Annotated in this window: 16 protein-coding genes; 4 read left to right on the top strand and 12 right to left on the bottom strand. The window is 44.8% G+C overall.

Annotation, left to right across the window (positions count from 1 at the left end; genetic code table 11):
* Positions 1-73: 73 nt before the first annotated feature.
* The 6 genes from flgG to flgB are packed head-to-tail and all read right to left on the bottom strand — an operon-like array spanning position 74 to position 4457.
* Positions 74-856 carry a flagellar basal-body rod protein FlgG gene (gene flgG / locus XBJ1_RS08310; RefSeq protein WP_012988434.1) on the bottom strand — a complete coding sequence of 261 codons (783 nt, stop codon included), beginning with the start codon at positions 854-856 and terminating at the stop codon, positions 74-76.
* A gap of 22 nt (positions 857-878) precedes the next feature.
* Positions 879-1634, bottom strand: coding sequence for a flagellar basal body rod protein FlgF (locus XBJ1_RS08305; RefSeq protein WP_012988433.1), 756 nt, complete (start codon positions 1632-1634; stop codon positions 879-881).
* A 21-nt stretch (positions 1635-1655) separates the two neighbouring features.
* Positions 1656-2906 (bottom strand): flagellar hook protein FlgE, encoded by a 1251-nt coding sequence (gene flgE / locus XBJ1_RS08300; RefSeq protein WP_012988432.1) that lies wholly within the window; start codon positions 2904-2906, stop codon positions 1656-1658.
* Between the two features lie 15 nt (positions 2907-2921).
* Positions 2922-3617, bottom strand: a complete 696-nt coding sequence (locus XBJ1_RS08295; RefSeq protein WP_012988431.1) for a flagellar hook assembly protein FlgD — start codon at positions 3615-3617, stop codon at positions 2922-2924.
* A 13-nt stretch (positions 3618-3630) separates the two neighbouring features.
* Positions 3631-4035, bottom strand: a complete 405-nt coding sequence (flgC, locus tag XBJ1_RS08290; protein WP_012988430.1) for a flagellar basal body rod protein FlgC — start codon at positions 4033-4035, stop codon at positions 3631-3633.
* Positions 4036-4040: 5 nt separating this feature from the next.
* A complete protein-coding gene (gene flgB, locus XBJ1_RS08285; protein ID WP_012988429.1) occupies positions 4041-4457 on the bottom strand; it encodes a flagellar basal body rod protein FlgB in 417 nt (138 codons plus the stop codon).
* A 238-nt stretch (positions 4458-4695) separates the two neighbouring features.
* On the opposite strand from flgB, the gene flgA reads away from it, so the two are divergent.
* The 3 genes from flgA to XBJ1_RS08270 all read left to right on the top strand — a co-directional run bounded on the left by flgA (position 4696) and on the right by XBJ1_RS08270 (position 6253).
* The gene (gene flgA / locus XBJ1_RS08280; protein ID WP_012988428.1) at positions 4696-5367 is read left to right on the top strand and encodes a flagellar basal body P-ring formation chaperone FlgA; all 672 of its coding nucleotides are present in this window, start codon (positions 4696-4698) and stop codon (positions 5365-5367) included.
* Positions 5368-5486: 119 nt separating this feature from the next.
* A complete protein-coding gene (gene flgM / locus XBJ1_RS08275) occupies positions 5487-5786 on the top strand; it encodes a flagellar biosynthesis anti-sigma factor FlgM (RefSeq protein WP_012988427.1) in 300 nt (99 codons plus the stop codon).
* Between the two features lie 26 nt (positions 5787-5812).
* A complete protein-coding gene (locus tag XBJ1_RS08270; RefSeq protein ID WP_012988426.1) occupies positions 5813-6253 on the top strand; it encodes a flagella synthesis protein FlgN in 441 nt (146 codons plus the stop codon).
* 148 nt (positions 6254-6401) lie between these two features.
* Here the strand turns inward: XBJ1_RS08270 and XBJ1_RS08265 are convergent, their stop codons facing one another.
* From XBJ1_RS08265 to XBJ1_RS08250, 4 genes are all read right to left on the bottom strand, one after another.
* Positions 6402-7418, bottom strand: coding sequence for a fimbrial protein (locus tag XBJ1_RS08265; RefSeq protein ID WP_038198727.1), 1017 nt, complete (start codon positions 7416-7418; stop codon positions 6402-6404).
* A gap of 75 nt (positions 7419-7493) precedes the next feature.
* Positions 7494-9983 carry a fimbria/pilus outer membrane usher protein gene (locus XBJ1_RS08260; RefSeq protein WP_012988424.1) on the bottom strand — a complete coding sequence of 830 codons (2490 nt, stop codon included), beginning with the start codon at positions 9981-9983 and terminating at the stop codon, positions 7494-7496.
* A 30-nt stretch (positions 9984-10013) separates the two neighbouring features.
* Positions 10014-10718 carry a fimbrial biogenesis chaperone gene (locus XBJ1_RS08255; protein WP_012988423.1) on the bottom strand — a complete coding sequence of 235 codons (705 nt, stop codon included), beginning with the start codon at positions 10716-10718 and terminating at the stop codon, positions 10014-10016.
* A gap of 102 nt (positions 10719-10820) precedes the next feature.
* Positions 10821-11369: a fimbrial protein gene (locus XBJ1_RS08250; protein ID WP_230578741.1), complete on the bottom strand. Its 549-nt coding sequence runs from the start codon at positions 11367-11369 to the stop codon at positions 10821-10823.
* Positions 11370-13181: 1812 nt separating this feature from the next.
* On the opposite strand from XBJ1_RS08250, the gene XBJ1_RS08245 reads away from it, so the two are divergent.
* Positions 13182-14003, top strand: a complete 822-nt coding sequence (locus XBJ1_RS08245; RefSeq protein ID WP_012988419.1) for an intradiol ring-cleavage dioxygenase — start codon at positions 13182-13184, stop codon at positions 14001-14003.
* Between the two features lie 350 nt (positions 14004-14353).
* On the opposite strand, the gene flhA is transcribed toward XBJ1_RS08245, so the two are convergent.
* Positions 14354-16441, bottom strand: coding sequence for a flagellar biosynthesis protein FlhA (flhA, locus tag XBJ1_RS08240; protein ID WP_012988418.1), 2088 nt, complete (start codon positions 16439-16441; stop codon positions 14354-14356).
* Positions 16434-17585 (bottom strand): flagellar biosynthesis protein FlhB, encoded by a 1152-nt coding sequence (gene flhB, locus XBJ1_RS08235; protein ID WP_012988417.1) that lies wholly within the window; start codon positions 17583-17585, stop codon positions 16434-16436. The genes flhA and flhB overlap by 8 nt, the downstream gene beginning before the upstream one ends.
* Positions 17586-17688: the final 103 nt, after the last annotated feature.

Below are 17688 nucleotides of genomic sequence, written 5' to 3'. Positions count from 1 at the left end.
TGATTAATAATTATACCTTTCATTTTCCCGTTGCTGCTTTGCTGGCTGCAACGGGAAATCTATTGGGTATAGGTTATAACTGGGTCAGTTTTTGCAGCATCTGGTCAGAAGTCGATACGGCTTTACTGTTGATTTCGTAGGCTCGCTGAACCTGAATCATATTGACCAGTTCTTCCGCCACGTTGACATTGGACGTTTCAACATAGCCCTGATAGAGCAGACCAGCCCCATTGATTCCCGGTGCATTTTCTACAGGGACACCGGAACTGTTGGTTTCCAGATACAAGTTCTCACCGATGCTTTCCAGGCCACTTTCGTTAATAAAAGTGGTCAGCGTCAGTTGACCAACCTGCTGAGGTGCGTTTTGCCCCTGCACGTTGATACTCACAATCCCATCACGGGCAATGCTCATTTTGGTGGCATTGTCTGGAATGATGATGGCAGGCACAACCTGAAAACCACCCGCAGTAACCAATTGCCCGTTTTGATCCTTCTGAAATGAACCATCACGGGTATAACCGGTTGTGCCATCAGGCATCTGGATCTGGAAAAATCCCTGTCCTTTGATTGCCACATCATTGCTGTTGTTGGTCTGTGCCAAGTTACCCTGACTGTGCAGCCGCTCTGTCGCCACCGGACGAACTCCTGTACCAATCTGTAAGCCAGATGGCAGATTGGTTTGTTCAGACGACATCGCGCCGGGCTGGCGTTCGGTCTGATAGAGTAAATCTTCAAAAACCGCGCGCTGGCGTTTAAAACCATTGGTACTGACGTTTGCCAAGTTGTTGGCAATAACATCCATATTTGTTTGCTGAGCATCCAGCCCAGTTTTGGCAATCCATAAAGATCGGATCATGAATTTATCCCCTGTTCCCGATTCAGCTCATGGCGAGAATTTGGTTAGCCCGTTGGGCATTCTCATCGGAACTGTGTATGACTTTCATCTGCATTTCAAAACGACGCGCATTGGCAATCATGTTCACCATGCTTTCCACCGGATTGACATTACTGCCCTCCAGTACACCCGGCATGATTTTTACTTCCGTGCTGGCTGCCAGTTCATTGCCCTGCTGTTCCCGCGCCTGTGGCGTTAAATGAAACAGGCCATCATCGCCCCGCACCACTTGGCCCGCTTCCGGTTTAACGATTTTCAGCTTACCAATCTGCCCCAGCAGTGTCGGAGGATCGCTGGCAATCAAGGCAGAAATGGCACCATCTGCCGCAATAGTAAGTTCAGCCTGTGGCGGAACATCGATCGGCCCGTTTTCGCCCATCAACATACGCCCCTGCACCATCAATTGCCCTTCTGGTGACATCTGGATACCACCGTTGCGGGTATAAGCTTCTGTCCCATCGTCGAGTTGGACAGCCAGAAAGCCACCTTGTCCGACAGCCACGTCCAACGGGCGGGAAGTATAATTCATGGGCCCCTGACGGCTATCCATGCCGGGGGTGGAAGCAACGGTCAATGTGCGGGTCGGCAGAGTTTCGCCTTCAATGGGCACAGAACGCAGTGCGGCAAGCTGGGCTTTGAAACCCGGTGTCGAAGCATTGGCCAGATTGTTGGCTGTGACGGCCTGATGTTCCAGCGTTTGGCGCGCAGCACCCATCGCGGTATAAATGACGTGATCCATAAAACTATCCGCCTGAGCTTATTAACGCATGCTAACCAGTGTTTGTAGGATCTGATCCTGTGTCTTGATGGTCTGAGCGTTGGATTGATAGTTACGCTGGGCGACGATCATATTGACCAGCTCCTGGCTCATGTCCACGTTTGACGCTTCCAGTGCACCACTGATCAGCTTACCAAAGTTACCTGATCCCGCAGTTCCTACTATTGGGCTACCGGATGCACCTGTTTCTACCCAAACGTTATCACCCTGTGCAGCCAAACCTTCCGGGTTAGAGAAGTTTGCCAGTACGACCTGACCTAACACCTGTGTTTGCTGGTTAGAATAGAGACCATGAATTTTGCCATCACTATCCACGCGGTAGTTAGTAAAACTCCCTGCGGCATAGCCATTCTGCTGCTGGTTGGAGATAGAATCCTGTGAAATGCTCTGCTGTTTGCTGTTGTTGAAATCTATGGTGATTGGAGCACCAATGGAACCATTTAACCCAGGCATATCGAAAGCAAATGCGTTGTTATTACCTATAATCTTGCCATTACCACTAAATAGAACGCTTTTACTTTCACCTTCTTTTTCGACTACTTTCTTATCATTCAGCTTTTGGTGATCTGAACCTGGCACAGAGGTATCTTGAGCATAAATATCCCACTCATTGTCGTTCGTTTTAACAAAGAACACATTGATATTGTGCTCATTACCCAGGCTATCGTATACCGAGAGACCAGAGCTATAGTTAAAGCTGTCTTTGTTTGATGGATTAAATGGGTTAATATCGACTTTCTTATTCATCGAATTCAGGTTAGCCGTCATCGTGACGTTCGTCGTCGCCTTGGCATCCAGCATATCCCTTGGAATCGAAATCGGCCCCGGTGCCGCACCCTTTTGAATTTCAGGCCCATTTGCCCCTTGTACCGCCGGATAACCGGTCAACTTCATGCCTTGCATGTTGATCAGGTTACGGTCTGAGTCCATGTTGAACTGACCATTACGGGAATAGAAAGTACTGCCGTTGGAATCCAGCATGCGGAAAAAACCGCCCTGAGTGATCGCCATGTCCAGCTGACGGCTTGTAGTGGTGGTTGAACCATCCTTAAAGTTCTTAACCATGCCAGAAACTTTCACCCCCAGCCCCACATCTGAACCGCTGAATACATCCGCAAAGGCGGCTGAACTGGATTTAAAGCCAAATGTCGCCGAGTTCGCGATATTATTACCGATAACGTCTAAGTTACTTGCTGCGGCATTCAAGCCACTGACCGCTTGTGAAAAAGCCATATGTCCTCCGTTTAACTAAAGAATCTGACGTACTTGGTCCATGGTTACCGTACCCGCCAGCCCTAAATCTAATTTAGTGCCATCCTCACCCCGTGTGACGCCGTTAACCTCAGCAGAGGTCAGCGGAAGTGTCACCAACGCCTGATCTTGATAGCTTGCGGAAACAGTGAAATTATAGGCACCGTTTATCACTTCCTTACCGTCTGCGTCTTTACCATCCCACTGAACTTTATGTACACCGACATTCACTTTTTCAGCCTCCACTTCCCTAACGACAACACCCTCTTTATCTCTAATGGTAATTTTGATGTTATCAGCGGGTCGGGTCAGTTCGAAACCGAATGGCGATGTGCTAATACCGTTTTCTTCACCGGAACCGACTAAAATCTTATCGCCAGGGATCATAACCGTTCGGCCAATCAGCATTGTTGTTTGCATCGCCTGATTGCCTTCCATCTGCCCAACCACAGCGCCCAGCGTTTTATTGAGCTTTTCAACACCCTGAACGGTGCTGATCTGCGCAAGCTGTGTCGTCAATTCATTGTTTTGCATTGGGTTGGTGGGATCTTGGTTCTTAAGTTGAGCAACCAATAAATTCAAGAAGTTATCTTTGATATCACCACTTTTTTGTGGTTGTTGTTTGTTCAGGGTGGCGAGTTCGCCTACCGTTGAATTATCTAATGAGTCATTGATTGAAGAGGTAACCGCCATAATGGAATTCCTGTTACTGACCCAGAGTCAACGTTTTCAACATGATGGATTTGGTGGTGTTAAGCACTTCAATGTTTGCCTGATAACTGCGGGAAGCAGAGATGGTATTGACCATTTCCCCGACGACATCCACATTTGGCATACGGACATAACCTTTTTCATCCGCCAGTGGATTGCCCGGCCGGTATTCAAGGCGGAAAGGAGTGGGATCATCCACAACTTCACTGACACGCACGCCACCGATCTCCTGCCCTGCCGGAGCCGCAACGCGGAAGACGACTTGTTTAGCACGGTAAGGCTCGCCATCAGGCCCTACAACGCTATCGGCATTCGCCATATTGCTGGCGCTGACGTTCAGTCGCTGGGACTGAGCAGAAAGTGCGGAGCTAGCAATATCAAAAATACTGAGTAAAGACATTTTTATTATCCTTGTGACTGTAGAACTGACATCATGCTTTTAAGCTGCGAATTCGTCATCGTAAGTTCAGCCTGATATTTCAGGCTGTTATCTGCGAAATGGCTGCGTTCTACATCCATGTCAACGGTATTCCCATCCATTGCCGTCTGGTAAGGCACCCGATAGAGCAGATCCATTTCCAAACGATTCTGAGACTGAGCGGGGATATGCCGATCGGAAGCCAGACGCAGCTTCATTCCATTTCCCGTCACACGACCCTCTGCCATTACTTGTTTCAGTTGAGCAGCAAAATCGATATCACGCGCCTGATAGCCGGGGGTATCCGCATTAGCGATATTTGCAGACAGAATTTCCTGCCGCTGGTTGCGGAGTGCCAGCGCTTCTTGTCGAAAATGAAAGGCAGCATCTAATTTATCGAGCATATTTCTCCCTCTGGTCTGTTATGCAGGGCAAGCCTTGTAACTCATTAAAGCCCATGTATTAAGCTCTAAGCAGCTAACAGAATAAACTCAGAAGAAAAAGCTGATTCGATGAATAGACACAAATTGAATTGCTATTTATCCCATTAACGAATAATCAACCGCGTTACACTATTAACATCCAACAGGTACTGAATATTTTTTGAAATCATGGTTCTCAAACAGGGTCAGGGTGGTGAAAATGCCTGCATTAAAATTTATCGGGTTTATTACCTTTTTCCTTAGCAGTTTTTTGCATAGTACTTTGGCATTAGCGGGCAATTTACCGCAATCAATCAATAATTATTTCACTCAGCTTCACCACAACGCGGATCAAAAAGTCACCGTGAAAATTAAAACGCCTGAGCAGCAATGGCCGGTATGTGAATTTCCTGAAATACAGCCGTCACTGAGCAACAGAAACTGGGGTAGTCTGTCCATTCCCGTCACCTGTGGCCAACAGCGCCGTTTTATTCAGGTATACGTCGGTGTTACAGGTTCCTATCTGATGTCTAACCGCGCAATTCAGCGTAATACTGTGCTGACAGAAAAAGATTTTCAGGTAAAAACAGGGGCTTTGGATAAGTTGCCAAATGACATAATCCGTAACAGAAAGGTCATACAAAATGGTATTGCCATTCGCAACATCCCTGCCGGACAATTCATCACTCGTAACATGATCCGACGCCCGTGGGCGATTCGCGCCGGACAAAATGTCGTCGTCATCGTAGATGGGCATCATTTTCAGGTACGCTACGAAGGGAAAGCAATTAACAACGCCGCAAGTTTTGATAATATCCGTGTCCGCCTGGCTTCTGGACAGGTGATTACCGGAGAAACTCAGGAAAATGGCAGTGTAAAAATGATGTTATAAATGGCTAAAGTTTTATTCTTTCAAGCCGATATAACCAACAGACCATGATTTACAGGCATGCCAGCGGTATATCGCCTGCTACCTAAGACAAATTAATGCCTGATTAAAGGATTACAATTATGAGTATTGAATGCACTCAACCTCTACTGGCTATTGCTGCTGTGCAGCAGCGCAATGCCAATGAAGGTGCCCAGAGCACTCGCAGAACTGTGGCTGTCGCAGAAAAAAGCGCCGATACGCAAGTTAAGCTGAGCGAGGCGCAGAAAAAGCTCGTTCAGCCAAGTAGCCAAGATATTAATATCCAGAAAGTACAACAATTGAAAGAAGCCATTGCGAAAGGAACGCTGACCATGGACAGCGGTAAAATCGCTGATGCTTTGTTCAGAGAAGCCCTTGAAAACATGGAATATGATAAATAAACCATCAAAATCATAAAGAGCCATAAATGGAAGAAATTCAACTCTTGCTTGAGCAGCAAAACGTACACTTAAATTCGCTTTCGAACACTATGGCAGAAGAACAACGCATATTGAGCGAAGGCTTTATTGAAGCGAATCATTTACATCGAGTCACCGAACAAAAGACATTCTTTCTCTCGGCACTCGATCATGCTGAACGAAGACGCCAGCAATTAAATGAAACGCTGAAAGTGAGCGCACCCTATTCTAGTCATGAAATACTGGCGATATTATGGGATCAAATCAGCCAAACTGTTGAACGTATCCGTGATCTCAATGTACATAATGGGTTTTTACTGGATCAGCATATTGAGTTGAACAGCCAGGCGATTGCTTTCTTGAAAAGTCACCACAGCCCTTCTCTTTATGGTGCTGATGGGCAAGCCCATCACAACACAGCACTGTCTGGTCACAAGATCAGTGTTTGATTTTGAGTGGTGCGACTTTAAGTCGTCATATGTACAGACCTCTTTATTTATCAGTGAAATAAAGGGTCTGTTTTAGCTGCTAACGTCCCCAGCCATCATTTTTCTCTGTTCAGATAATCACCTATCGATTCCAGACTTTCACTCTTCATCACTCATAACTCATTGTGAATGTCGCTGTTGCATTGGCAACCCCTGCTCTAACGTCACCATACCGATAGTAACGTGCTTTTAAAGGTATGTTTACAGGCCCGCCCATTCCTGTGGTTGTATAGTATTTTTTTTCACCGAGGTGAATGGGTCTATTCGTTTTACCATCTAAAATCTGCACACCAACACCATCCCTGGCTCTCTCATTAAGCCCACGTTTAAGCTCGATAATACCTTGCATCAGATTATAAGCCCCTTGACGACCTGCCTCTAAGGTCATAAAAACGTTGGCTTTGGGTTCACAGGTCAAAGGTATATTAAATAGTGTTTCCGCTGCCGTTGAACCCACATAAGGTAATTGCATTGTCGTTATCCGGCCTAATGTTACAGGAATTGTGCTGTTATCGACGGAACAGGTTGGAGCGTTAATCGTTATCATACCCGTGGTGAATCGGAATTCTTGAGTCACACTGGGTATTCTGGATCCGCGCGGTGCTACAATAGCTGCGGCTACTGACTGGGAATAACGACCCGGCTTTATCGGGCCAATTTTGTAAAATTCGAGTCTGAGTGCGGCATTCAGGTTGATAGTGCTATCAGACCTTATCTCAGTGGTATATAGCTCTCTGGCATTCCCGCCCCAAAAACGATCCGCGGTTGTTGTTACCGGTTTCTCATCGTGCGTATCATCCACGCCAATGACGACATATCCAATACCACTGTCACCCAGTTTGAAAATTTTACGGGAGATGGAAGTCATCCCCGAATCGTCCCCATAGGCTTTTATGCCGACTGTTATGTGAGTGGCTCTTATCGGCATATTTGTGCAAGTTATCGCCATACTTGCCCGAGACTGGGAATTTAAGCTACGGTATATTTCATCCCTCGATATATGTTGCGGAATGGACACCGCAACAGTCGATATGATTCCACTGCCCCCGGAACAATCGGCATAAACCTTACCGGAGGAAAAAAACACCGAGGCTAACAATAACCACGGATAAACGAATACCTTCATCAATCATTCCTTATATCGAGTCTATAAATTATTGTGGTGCCGTCATGCTTAAAGCAGAAATAGGATGACTTCCCGTCATAACTGACAATCTGCCTTCATCGAAATCACCGCCGCTTCACTTTTTGGCAAAATAAAACGCGCTTTACACTGTTCAAACTGACCATTACCCCATTGAACAGATAACTGCCCCCGCTCCGGCACACCACCGAAATAAATTTCTCCTCCATTGCCAACAATGCTCTGATTTTCAGTAAGAAAGCTGATTGTATTTTCTTCATTCAGGGTAGCTATTGCGCCAAAAGGAATCGGTTTATCCAGATGGGTCAGAGTAAACAGCACTCGGTGGCCGATCCGTGTTCGGAAATCAGCCACGACCATCGCTCCCTGTGTCGGAATGACAGTCTGGATATTGGACTCAATTTCCACGCCATCGCCAAAAGAATCCGGTGACAAAGCAATACGGTTATGGTGATAAGGACTGACATAGGGCAATACTGCATGGCCTCGTCCATCCGTTTCAACCCCGTTATAGCCGTTAACCTTAACCCCTGCTGCTCCGGGAGTTTTGACCAAGACAATCGTCTCACCCAATGATTGAGACAAAGTTATGCCATGACGATGAGCGACCAATCCCCCCCTGAGTCCGTAGTTAATCTGCTGCGAGCTATTGTTATAGTTATATCCACCGGACAGCTCCCCATAACGGGCTTTATAGTTGAGATTAATATTCCCACTGGAATTCTGACCGTTATTACCGTAACGCTGCTGTAGAGAGTAACCCAGAACATTGCCATCCAGAGCCGTACCACTCAGTCCAGCTGATTGGTTCATATCTCCTTGGCGATTATGATTGAGACTATAGGTAGCCCAACTGTTCGGCAGCCAGCGGTCGAGCGGAACCTGTATATTGAATGCCAGTTGGTTATCGGCTGTTGAGTTACCTGAACTCATATTTTGGGTGTAGTTCAGGGTATAATTGATATCGGCATAATTCACACTGTACCCGACATTTAAACTCCGGGTCGTACTACGGCTTCCCCAATCATCCTGCAAATAGCCGGAAACATAGATGCTGCCATAATCCGACAAGTTTTGACTCAGATTAAGCTGAAATTTATGTTTACGTTGATATGACAGCTCATCATGTGCAGCCCGGTTATTAACGTCCTGAAAATCATAAAAGTGTGGTGAAGAGTAATGGTAACTGGTCAGCGACAAGCGAGTCCCCGTCTGCTCGAAGTCTTTGGTATACTGCGACCGGTAAACCCGGCCGTGTTGTTGACCTTCATTGATAATATCAGCCTGTGACCGCGTGATATCAAAAGACAAAGAACCCCAACGGCCAAGACTGTATCCGACACCAACGACATAGGCCTGATAGTTCGGAGACAATAACGTACCGCCATACACAGTTGTGGCATGTGGCAGGCCATAATAAACTTCACTCTGCATAAAGAGCGGCTGCCGAATCTGTTCGTGCGAAGTGCGGTATTCTCCCGCCGTCAGACTGTATTTGAACCCACCTTCCCGTAACATAATAGGAACCGACGAAAAGGGCTGAACAAAGTGCCGTTCACGGCCGTCCGCTTCCTGAATAGTCACATTCAGGTCTCCTCCTGAGGAGGCAGGATAAAGGTCATCAATCACGAAAGCCCCGGGCGGAACATAAGCCTGATAAATCATGAATCCGTTCTGACGAATGGTAACCTGTGCATTGCTTTCCGCTATTCCCCGCACTATCGGGGCGAATCCCCGCTGACTGTCCGGTAACATATTATCATCAGACATCAGGGTAATACCGCGGAAAGCAAATCCGCTAAACAGCTCTCCACGTGTATTGGTTTCACCTATCACCAACTGGCTTTTTAGCAGATGAACATCACGTTGAAGATACGTGTTAAGGTTTTCCCAACGTGACTCACCGCTACTGACTCGGTGGTAAGTAGAATAATTCCGTAAGCGCCAGGCGTCCCAGTTTAATCCACTACGCAGATTCATATAGATACTGTTGGTTTTAGAGCCGCTCTTACTGCGAGTTTCAGCACCGTTAAAATCGTAATTCATCCATAGCGCCGATTCACCCTGTTGCCAAAGTGATGAATCAATCGCACCGCGCGCTTCAGCCGTCATCGCCGCCTGAGGAATACTGATAATTAGCGTTTGTTGACCAAGCTGTAATGAGGTGCTGGCATAAGGGATAATGTCAGCCAGGTCAGTGACCTGCATTTTTGAGTTCAAGACCGGGAAAGCCGCAACATTGACTCCCCAGTCGGCCAGTTGTTGAACCGATAAGTCGGGTTGAAGTTTTCTCCCGGCGCCCAGCACAAACTGGATATCCTGTGCACCTTTATTCTGGCCATTAACACGGATATCAACATGGTATGTCCCCGGTGCACTACCCCCTTTCTCTGCAAAATAGCTCAAATCAGGCGGCGGCGCAGACGGGTCATGAATTTCCAGAGCATCGAGATCAAAATAGTCACTGGCATACCCAGCGACAGGCAGGAACCCGGCCAACAGCAGCAATATTAACTGCGCACGGATAGAAGGAGTAATCAAACTCATAACATAAAATATCTTCTGAATTATCGGTTATTACGAGGATGATAATGTTTGATGCTGTGGCTCAGTGGTGCCGCCAAAATCATTGATAGCCCACCAAGTCACGGTATTACCGGAACCTGCGGGTAAAGGCCATTGACGGCGGCTGAACGGGGCGACCATACCGGCTTCCGGTACTGGATTATTCCCGACCGTAATGTTGTGGAAAGAGATATGAAAAGGGGTTGGATTCTGCACCACTAATTGCCCATTCTGGCGGGAAAAAGTCAATTTTTGATAGGCATTATCCGCCAGTTGTTCTGTCAGTCCGGCTGGCCGATAAAAGAGCTTTATCCGGTTTTTCACCGATATCAGCAGGCGGTTTGCATCGTTTTTTTCCACCGCAGGAATCGCTTTAACGTTCAACCAGAAGACAGATTCACGATCCCGAGGCAAAGAGTCATCTGTCAGGATAATTCGCAGACGGTTTTCTTGCTCGCCATCCAGACGGAATAAGGGTGGTGTCACTAAAAATGGCGCTTTGCGATCAGATAGTTCGGTCGTTGTTGTAAAGGTATCTACCCAAGACTGAATAAGGTAAACATGCTCCTTACTGTCGTTGATTACGGAAATAGTCGCTTCACGTTGAGATGCTTCATAGATCACCCGGGTACTACTGAGCGCTATTCCGGCATGGACGGGTGCGGCAAAGACAACCGGCAGGGACAATAGCAACCCGAACAAAAAACGTTTTAACATAACAATATCCCTACACAAACTAAAAATGAGAGACATCCCCACCGAATACGGTGGAGATATCACAAAAGCAATAAAAAAACAGTAAATGGGGAATGTAAGGAATTACTCGTAGTCTAGTGTAAAGTCCGTAGAAGCTTTCACTGTACCGGGCGTGACAGTTGCTTCTGTAGCCACATATTTAGCCTTAAATTCAAGTGTAGTTGCGGGTGAAACTACCGGAATCCCTTTGCTAAGCGCCCCCATATTAATTGGCGTACTACCATCTTTCTCATAAATACCAATGCCAACACCCTTCGCTCCACCACTCTCAGAGTTAATTCTCAGCAGATTGCCATCGATACTATCTTTAACACCGCCAAACTTCACCTGCACATTAGCCGAACCACCCACTATCCCGCAGTTCTCCAGACCAATTCTAAAGAGAGTTTCTCCCCCGGTTGTACCTTTTCCTGCAAGGGCAGTCGCGCCTACTTCAGGTAAATTGACACTATTATCCGTTAAGGCACTGACAGTACATGTCGCCTTAGTAATCCTACCGTTAAAGTTAATTGTGCCATCAGCAGCGAATGCCGGTGCAGCCATAGATCCAGAAATAACTGCTGCGATAAATAATTTTAATAATTTCATTTTTATTCCTTTAATTACAAACATAAAAATTCCCTCGAGCGAAATAAAAATACCTATTTTCGGTTAAGAAAATTCAATAAATTTTAATAAATGATAATTGTGTTTTTAAGAACAAAACTAAGGGTATGTTCCTGCTAATAAAGAATGATATTCCTTACTAGAGTCTATTAATACACAAGAGGCTCTTCAATAGTGCACATGATGCCGAAAAGCGTAATATTGGACTACTCAAAATAGGTAGAAATATATCAGCAACCTTTCAGATAACCGTATAGATGCCCAGCTTGGTTATACTGTTTTACACGTTGCAAATATATATTCCCAAGATTCAAGGCAACTTACCTTAAAAACTAATGAGAGCTGCTTTTATACGCACAAACAATTTTTGTAATCCTCTAAACATCTGGTCAGGAATCCTGAGCTTGACCTGATGACTTATGCCTATTACGTATAAATGATGTGTCAATTGGTGAGGTGGTTAAAATAACTCTATCCATATGTTTTATAAAAAATAATCAACCTTAAACAACTATCCATGTCGGGTTTCCATACCTATAACATCTCGCATATTTGATTAACGGCATTAGTTTTAACACGCCTTAATTAAAAAATTCCACTTTAGTGGCTGGAGAAAGATACACCAACTCATTTTGTTATTAAAATTGTTATTAACGATCAATTAATTATAATTGATAGGAATTTCCTATTGATATTAATTAATTGATCGCTGGAGCTAATCTTCGGATTCTTGGTTAATAAATTAATTATTTGTATAAAATGAGGCTATTTTCAGCAAAACTTATTGTTTACGTACAAATTCTATCCGTTGGAATTACATACAAATAACTTCGTTCGTGGCAGCTATGAAGTGCGGTGCCATAAAATGGATAGCATATAAATATAATTTTTTAAATCATCACTCATTAACCATATAAAAGCAGACAGGATAAGATAAATTAACATTAAAAAAATTCATTGTGAAAATTTGAAAGTAAATCTGTTAAAAGATATCGCTGAGTTCGTTAATGAATCTATTTTAGGGGGAGTATAAAAAAGGCAATTAAAAACATCATCTGTTTTAGTTTATTATTTTCTTTTATCTACGCAGAAACGGAATAAAAGCATTGCCACCCAGATATTAAAGTATCACACCATTCCATTTATTTACCTGTATTTTCGAAGTGTCTGATGTTTTCTCTCGGTTAAGTTTTTTCGTCAGTTTTTTTACTGCAAATGCGGCTTCAGATAAAAACGCGGAAAGTTCCCATGCTCTTGCCAGTCAATAAATTCTCCGTCCCTTTAATCCAGCTATTTTGTTCAAAAACTTCATCCGCAGACATGCGCTCTCATTATCCGTTTTAGCATATAAATTCTTTTTTCAAGCCCCTTATCTGCATCAATCGTTTGAGCACTTCTATCAATATTTATCATCAGAAAAATGATCCCCATATCAAAAATCGTAAATTAGAAGATTTCATAGTAATTAATAACTTCAATTTAGGAACACTAATAATAATTGATATAAATATTATAATAAAAAAACAACATAAAATTATAAATAACGGTTTTTTGTGACTTATCTCGAAAATAAAAACCATTTAAAAATAAATACTAGACACTGATAAATATTTCTGATAATAATAAATCCATCTTATTAAAAATAATAAAAAATTAAATAGAGAATTTATTTTATTTAACTTTAACATAAAATAAGATTAAATCTTCTTACTTTACACAATACGATTCATCGTGAACTTACGCCATTTTCATCTGTTAAAATAAAGCTAAAATTATACAACAAATAATATTATTAAATGGAATATAAGGAACCACTTTATGAAAAATGAAAGAAGACATTTTCTGAAACAGGCTAGTGTTACTGGTGCAATATTTTCATTATTACCTCTGCTTCCAGCAGGAGCCTTCGCCTCTTCACCTAGTCAACCAGAAAAAGGAGATGGTATTGGCATCGGTGTTTGCGAGTTGACTCCAGAGGAAATGTCAGGCCCATATTTTATAAATAACAAACTGCTGAGAAGGAATATCACAGAGGATGAACAAGGAATACCTTTGTTATTGACAATGAAAATCATTGATTCTGTAACCTGTAAACCTTTAGATGATATCCTTATTGATATATGGCATTGTAATTCAATGGGGAAATATTCAGGTTGGAAATATATTAATCCAGACCTCGAGGCTCCATCTAGTGATATCGGGACGATTTCAAGAACGGATGAAAGCATATTTCTTCGTGGGGCACAAAGAACAGATAAAGAAGGCATAGTCAGATTCACCACAATTTTCCCTGGATTTTATGCTGGAAGAGCTATACATATCCATTTATCAGCAAGGAGTGCGAATGTACAAAAAAGACAGGAAGATAAATTCTACTTTGTAGGCCAACTCTATTTCCCTGAGAATATTTCTAAAGAAGTCATGATTAATGATATGTATTCTCCAAGAGATATTAATAGGCTTAAAAATGAAGATGACTCTATTTTTTCCGGAGTTAAAAATAGAGCTGCAATTTTGACGGTAAAAAAAATAGGTGATAATCCTTTGGATGGATTACATGGAAAAATAGTTTTATCTATTAATAAAGACCATGTGTCAAAGAAAATAACCCCTAAAGACTTAGCTAAATACACTGTGTAAGTGAATCTAATTTAGAAAAAACCCCTCCATAACCGAGAGTTGCAACAAGATGAAAATATATGCTAAGCGGTATAAAAAAAAGACTTTGTACTCTACGAATAGTAAAAATTCGATATCTGGAACCGCTTTTTAGGCCGAAAAACAGAGTCTCATATATTAGCTCAGCCCTGATCTGATAAGATGGACGTCCCACATAGCGTCAATCTCATCAGATTACATCGGGCTTAAGCACCTGACTAAAAAGAAAAGAAACTAAATTGCCATATTTAATGACACTGTCAGTAATGGTATCGGAAAAATCCTGACATACCTCACCGTTTGTGTGAGGTTTGTCATCATGCTATTAATGTTTATCTTGCTCCACCAATCGTTGCCGTCATTCTGATCTGACGGTTATCGGTGATTTCAAGGTTAGACAACACAACCAATCTCGGCAATATGCGGCGCAGGAAACGAGACAGCAGCGGACGCAGTGCATGATTGACCAACAGTACAGGCGGTGCACCCAACATTTCCTGACGCTCCAGCGCTTCTGCCGCCTGCCGTTCGAGGCTTTCGGCCAAACCAGGCTCCAGCCCTCCGCCGCTTTGCAATGCCTGAAGTAACAGGCGTTCAAGGCCTGCATCCAACCCAATAACTTTGATTTCATCCGCCCCGGGGAACCATTGCTGGGCAATGGCTCTGCCAAGCGCAATTCGAATCGTGGCGGTTAATTCATAAGGATCAGCTTGTGTTGGCGCATGCTCAGCCAGTGTTTCGATAATGGTACGCATATCCCTGATCGGCACCTGCTCTGCCAACAAGTTCTGCAATACTTTGTGCAAGGTGGTCAAACTCACCACGTCAGGTATGAAATCTTCCGTCAGTTTCGGCATTTCCTGGCTGACACGCTCAAACAGTTGCTGTGCTTCCTGTCTTCCAAACAGTTCGCTGGAATGTTGAGATAGCAGGTGGTTCAGGTGAGTCGCAACAACGGTACTGGCCGCAACAACGGTATAACCCTGTACCTGCGCCTGTTCTCGCAGGGAATCATCAATCCAGACCGCAGACAGACCAAAAGCAGGATCTTGCGTCAAATCTCCCTGTAACTCGCCAACTGCGCCACCAGGGTTAATTGCCAGCCAGCGTCCTGGGTGAGCTTCACCACGGCCAATTTCGACCCCTTTCATCAAAATACGGTAGCTGGCAGGCGCCAACTCCAGGTTATCGCAAATATGCACCACCGGTGGCAAATAGCCCACTTCTTGCGCAAATTTTTTGCGGATGCCACTGATACGCCCAAGTAGTTCACCATTCTGGCGGAAATCTACCATTGGGATCAAACGATAGCCCACTTCCATGCCCAGTGGATCTTCCAGTTGTACGTCAGACCATGAGGCTTCTGCGGTTTGTTGCTGTTCCTCTACGGCTTTCATCTCTTCGTGCTGTGCCGCAAGCGGATTTTTATCTTTGCGCAGCAGGAAGTATCCTAAACCCGCCAATGCCGCCGTGAATAATAGAAAAACTAAATTAGGCATTCCCGGCACCAGACCAAGCAAGCCCAGTACTCCTGCACTCAACATCAACACCCGTGGGTTATTGAAAAGCTGAGTCACCATTTGCTGACCGACATCTTCATCGGTCGCCACTCGGGTCACAATCACACCCGCCGCCGTGGAAATAATCAGAGCGGGCAACTGAGCTACCAACCCGTCACCGATAGTCAGCAGGGTATAAGCTTCCGCTGCATCTCCCAGATTCATATTATGCTGGGCAACACCGACAATCAGTCCACCGATAATGTTAATCACCAGAATCATCAATCCGGCAATGGCATCTCCGCGCACGAATTTACTCGCACCATCCATTGAGCCGTAAAAGTCTGCTTCCTGTGTCACTTCGGCGCGGCGTTTTTTGGCGTCATCTTCACCAATCAAGCCAGCGTTTAAATCAGCGTCAATCGCCATCTGTTTACCGGGCATGCCATCCAGCACAAAACGCGCACCGACTTCCGCAATACGCCCCGCACCTTTGGTAATGACCATAAAGTTAATCAGGATCAGGATAACGAAAACCACGATACCAATCGCGAAATTACCACCAACCAAAAAGTGTCCGAAAGCTTCCACCACTTGTCCCGCTGCCGCTGAACCCGTATGGCCTTCCATCAGAATGATACGTGTAGATGCAACGTTCAGTGACAGGCGCAGTAATGTTGAGAACAGCAGAATAGTCGGAAATGCGGCAAAATCCAGTGTCCGACGGGTAAACATCGCTACCAGCAAGACCATGATGGAAAGTGCAATATTAAAAGTGAATAGCAGATCAAGCAGGAATGGTGGTAACGGCAGCACCATCATTGACAAAATCATGAGGATCAGTACAGGCCCCGCAAGCATTTGCCACTGGGAGCCTTTTATATTCCCCGGTAAACGAAGTAATGAGGCCAGATTAGCCATGACGATTATTTTCTCCAGCAAAATCCAGTGCAGATGGCACCGGCAGATTTTCAGGTGTTTTCGGTTTCAGGCCACCTTCTCGTTTCCAACGTTTCAATTGGTAAACCCAGGCAAGCACTTCAGCGACGGCAGCATAAAGCGTCGCAGGAATAAAGCCCCCCACTTCGGCATGACGAAATAACGCCCTTGCCAGTGGTGGCGCTTCCAATAACGGAATTCGGTTTTCTGCACCAATCTCTTTGATGCGTAAGGCAATAAGCCCCGCCCCTTTTGCCAATACTTTTGGGGCACCCATTTTTTTGCTGTCATACTGCAAGGCAACAGCATAATGGGTCGGGTTGGTCACAATAACATCAGCCTTCGGCACATCGCTCATCATACGCTTACGCGCAGCCGCCCGTTGTTGTTGACGAATGCGAGCCTTTACATGTGGGTCACCTTCTTGCTCCTTGAATTCATCCTTGATCTCCTGACGGGTCATTCTCAGCTTTTTCAAGTGGCTGCGGATTTGATAGAGCACATCAAACGCCACCATCGGTATCAACATAAATAAGACAATGTAGCCAGCAAAGATCAGCATCATCATGGCATCACTCAACGCCATCAGCGGGGGCTGGGCAGTCAAGTTCAACATAGCCGGCCAATTCAGCCAGATAAACAGGGCAGTTCCACCACCGACCAGCGAGGCTTTCAATATGGCCTTGAACAATTCTGCCAGTGCGTTCATGGAGAAGATCTTCTTCAATCCAGAGATCGGGCTCAGCTTAGCCAAATCAAATTTGATAGATTTTGAACTGAATATCAGCCCCCCCATCAATGTCGGTGCACTGAGGGCAACCAGAACCAGACCAACGAATACTGGCAGCAATGCCCATACTGCCTGTTTCAATAAGCGACCGACCTGCTGAATCATCTGCTTATCGTTGCTGACCATATTATGGTCAAAGTTAAACCCTTCAAAAACCATCAGTGAAAGTTCATGAGTGATCGAATTTCCGCTCATCCAGAGCAGGCTTACCCCTCCCACCAGCATCAGGATAGAAGTCAGTTCCTTTGAACGCGCAATCTGCCCGTCTTTGCGGGCTTTTTCCCGTTTATGGGGCGTGGGTTCTTCGGTTTTTTCGAGATCGCTATCTTCAGCCACGACTTTCCTTGGTGAGCGTTCGTTATTGCATGCAGAAAAATTGCTTTTGGGAAAGAGCAAATAAAATTGTGTTAAGCATGACAAAAACCAAGAAATTCAATGG

Source organism: Xenorhabdus bovienii SS-2004 (assembly GCF_000027225.1).
GTDB lineage: Bacteria > Pseudomonadota > Gammaproteobacteria > Enterobacterales > Enterobacteriaceae > Xenorhabdus > Xenorhabdus bovienii_C.
Note: the sequence above shows the minus strand (reverse complement) of the source record. Positions and strands in the feature narration are given on the sequence as shown.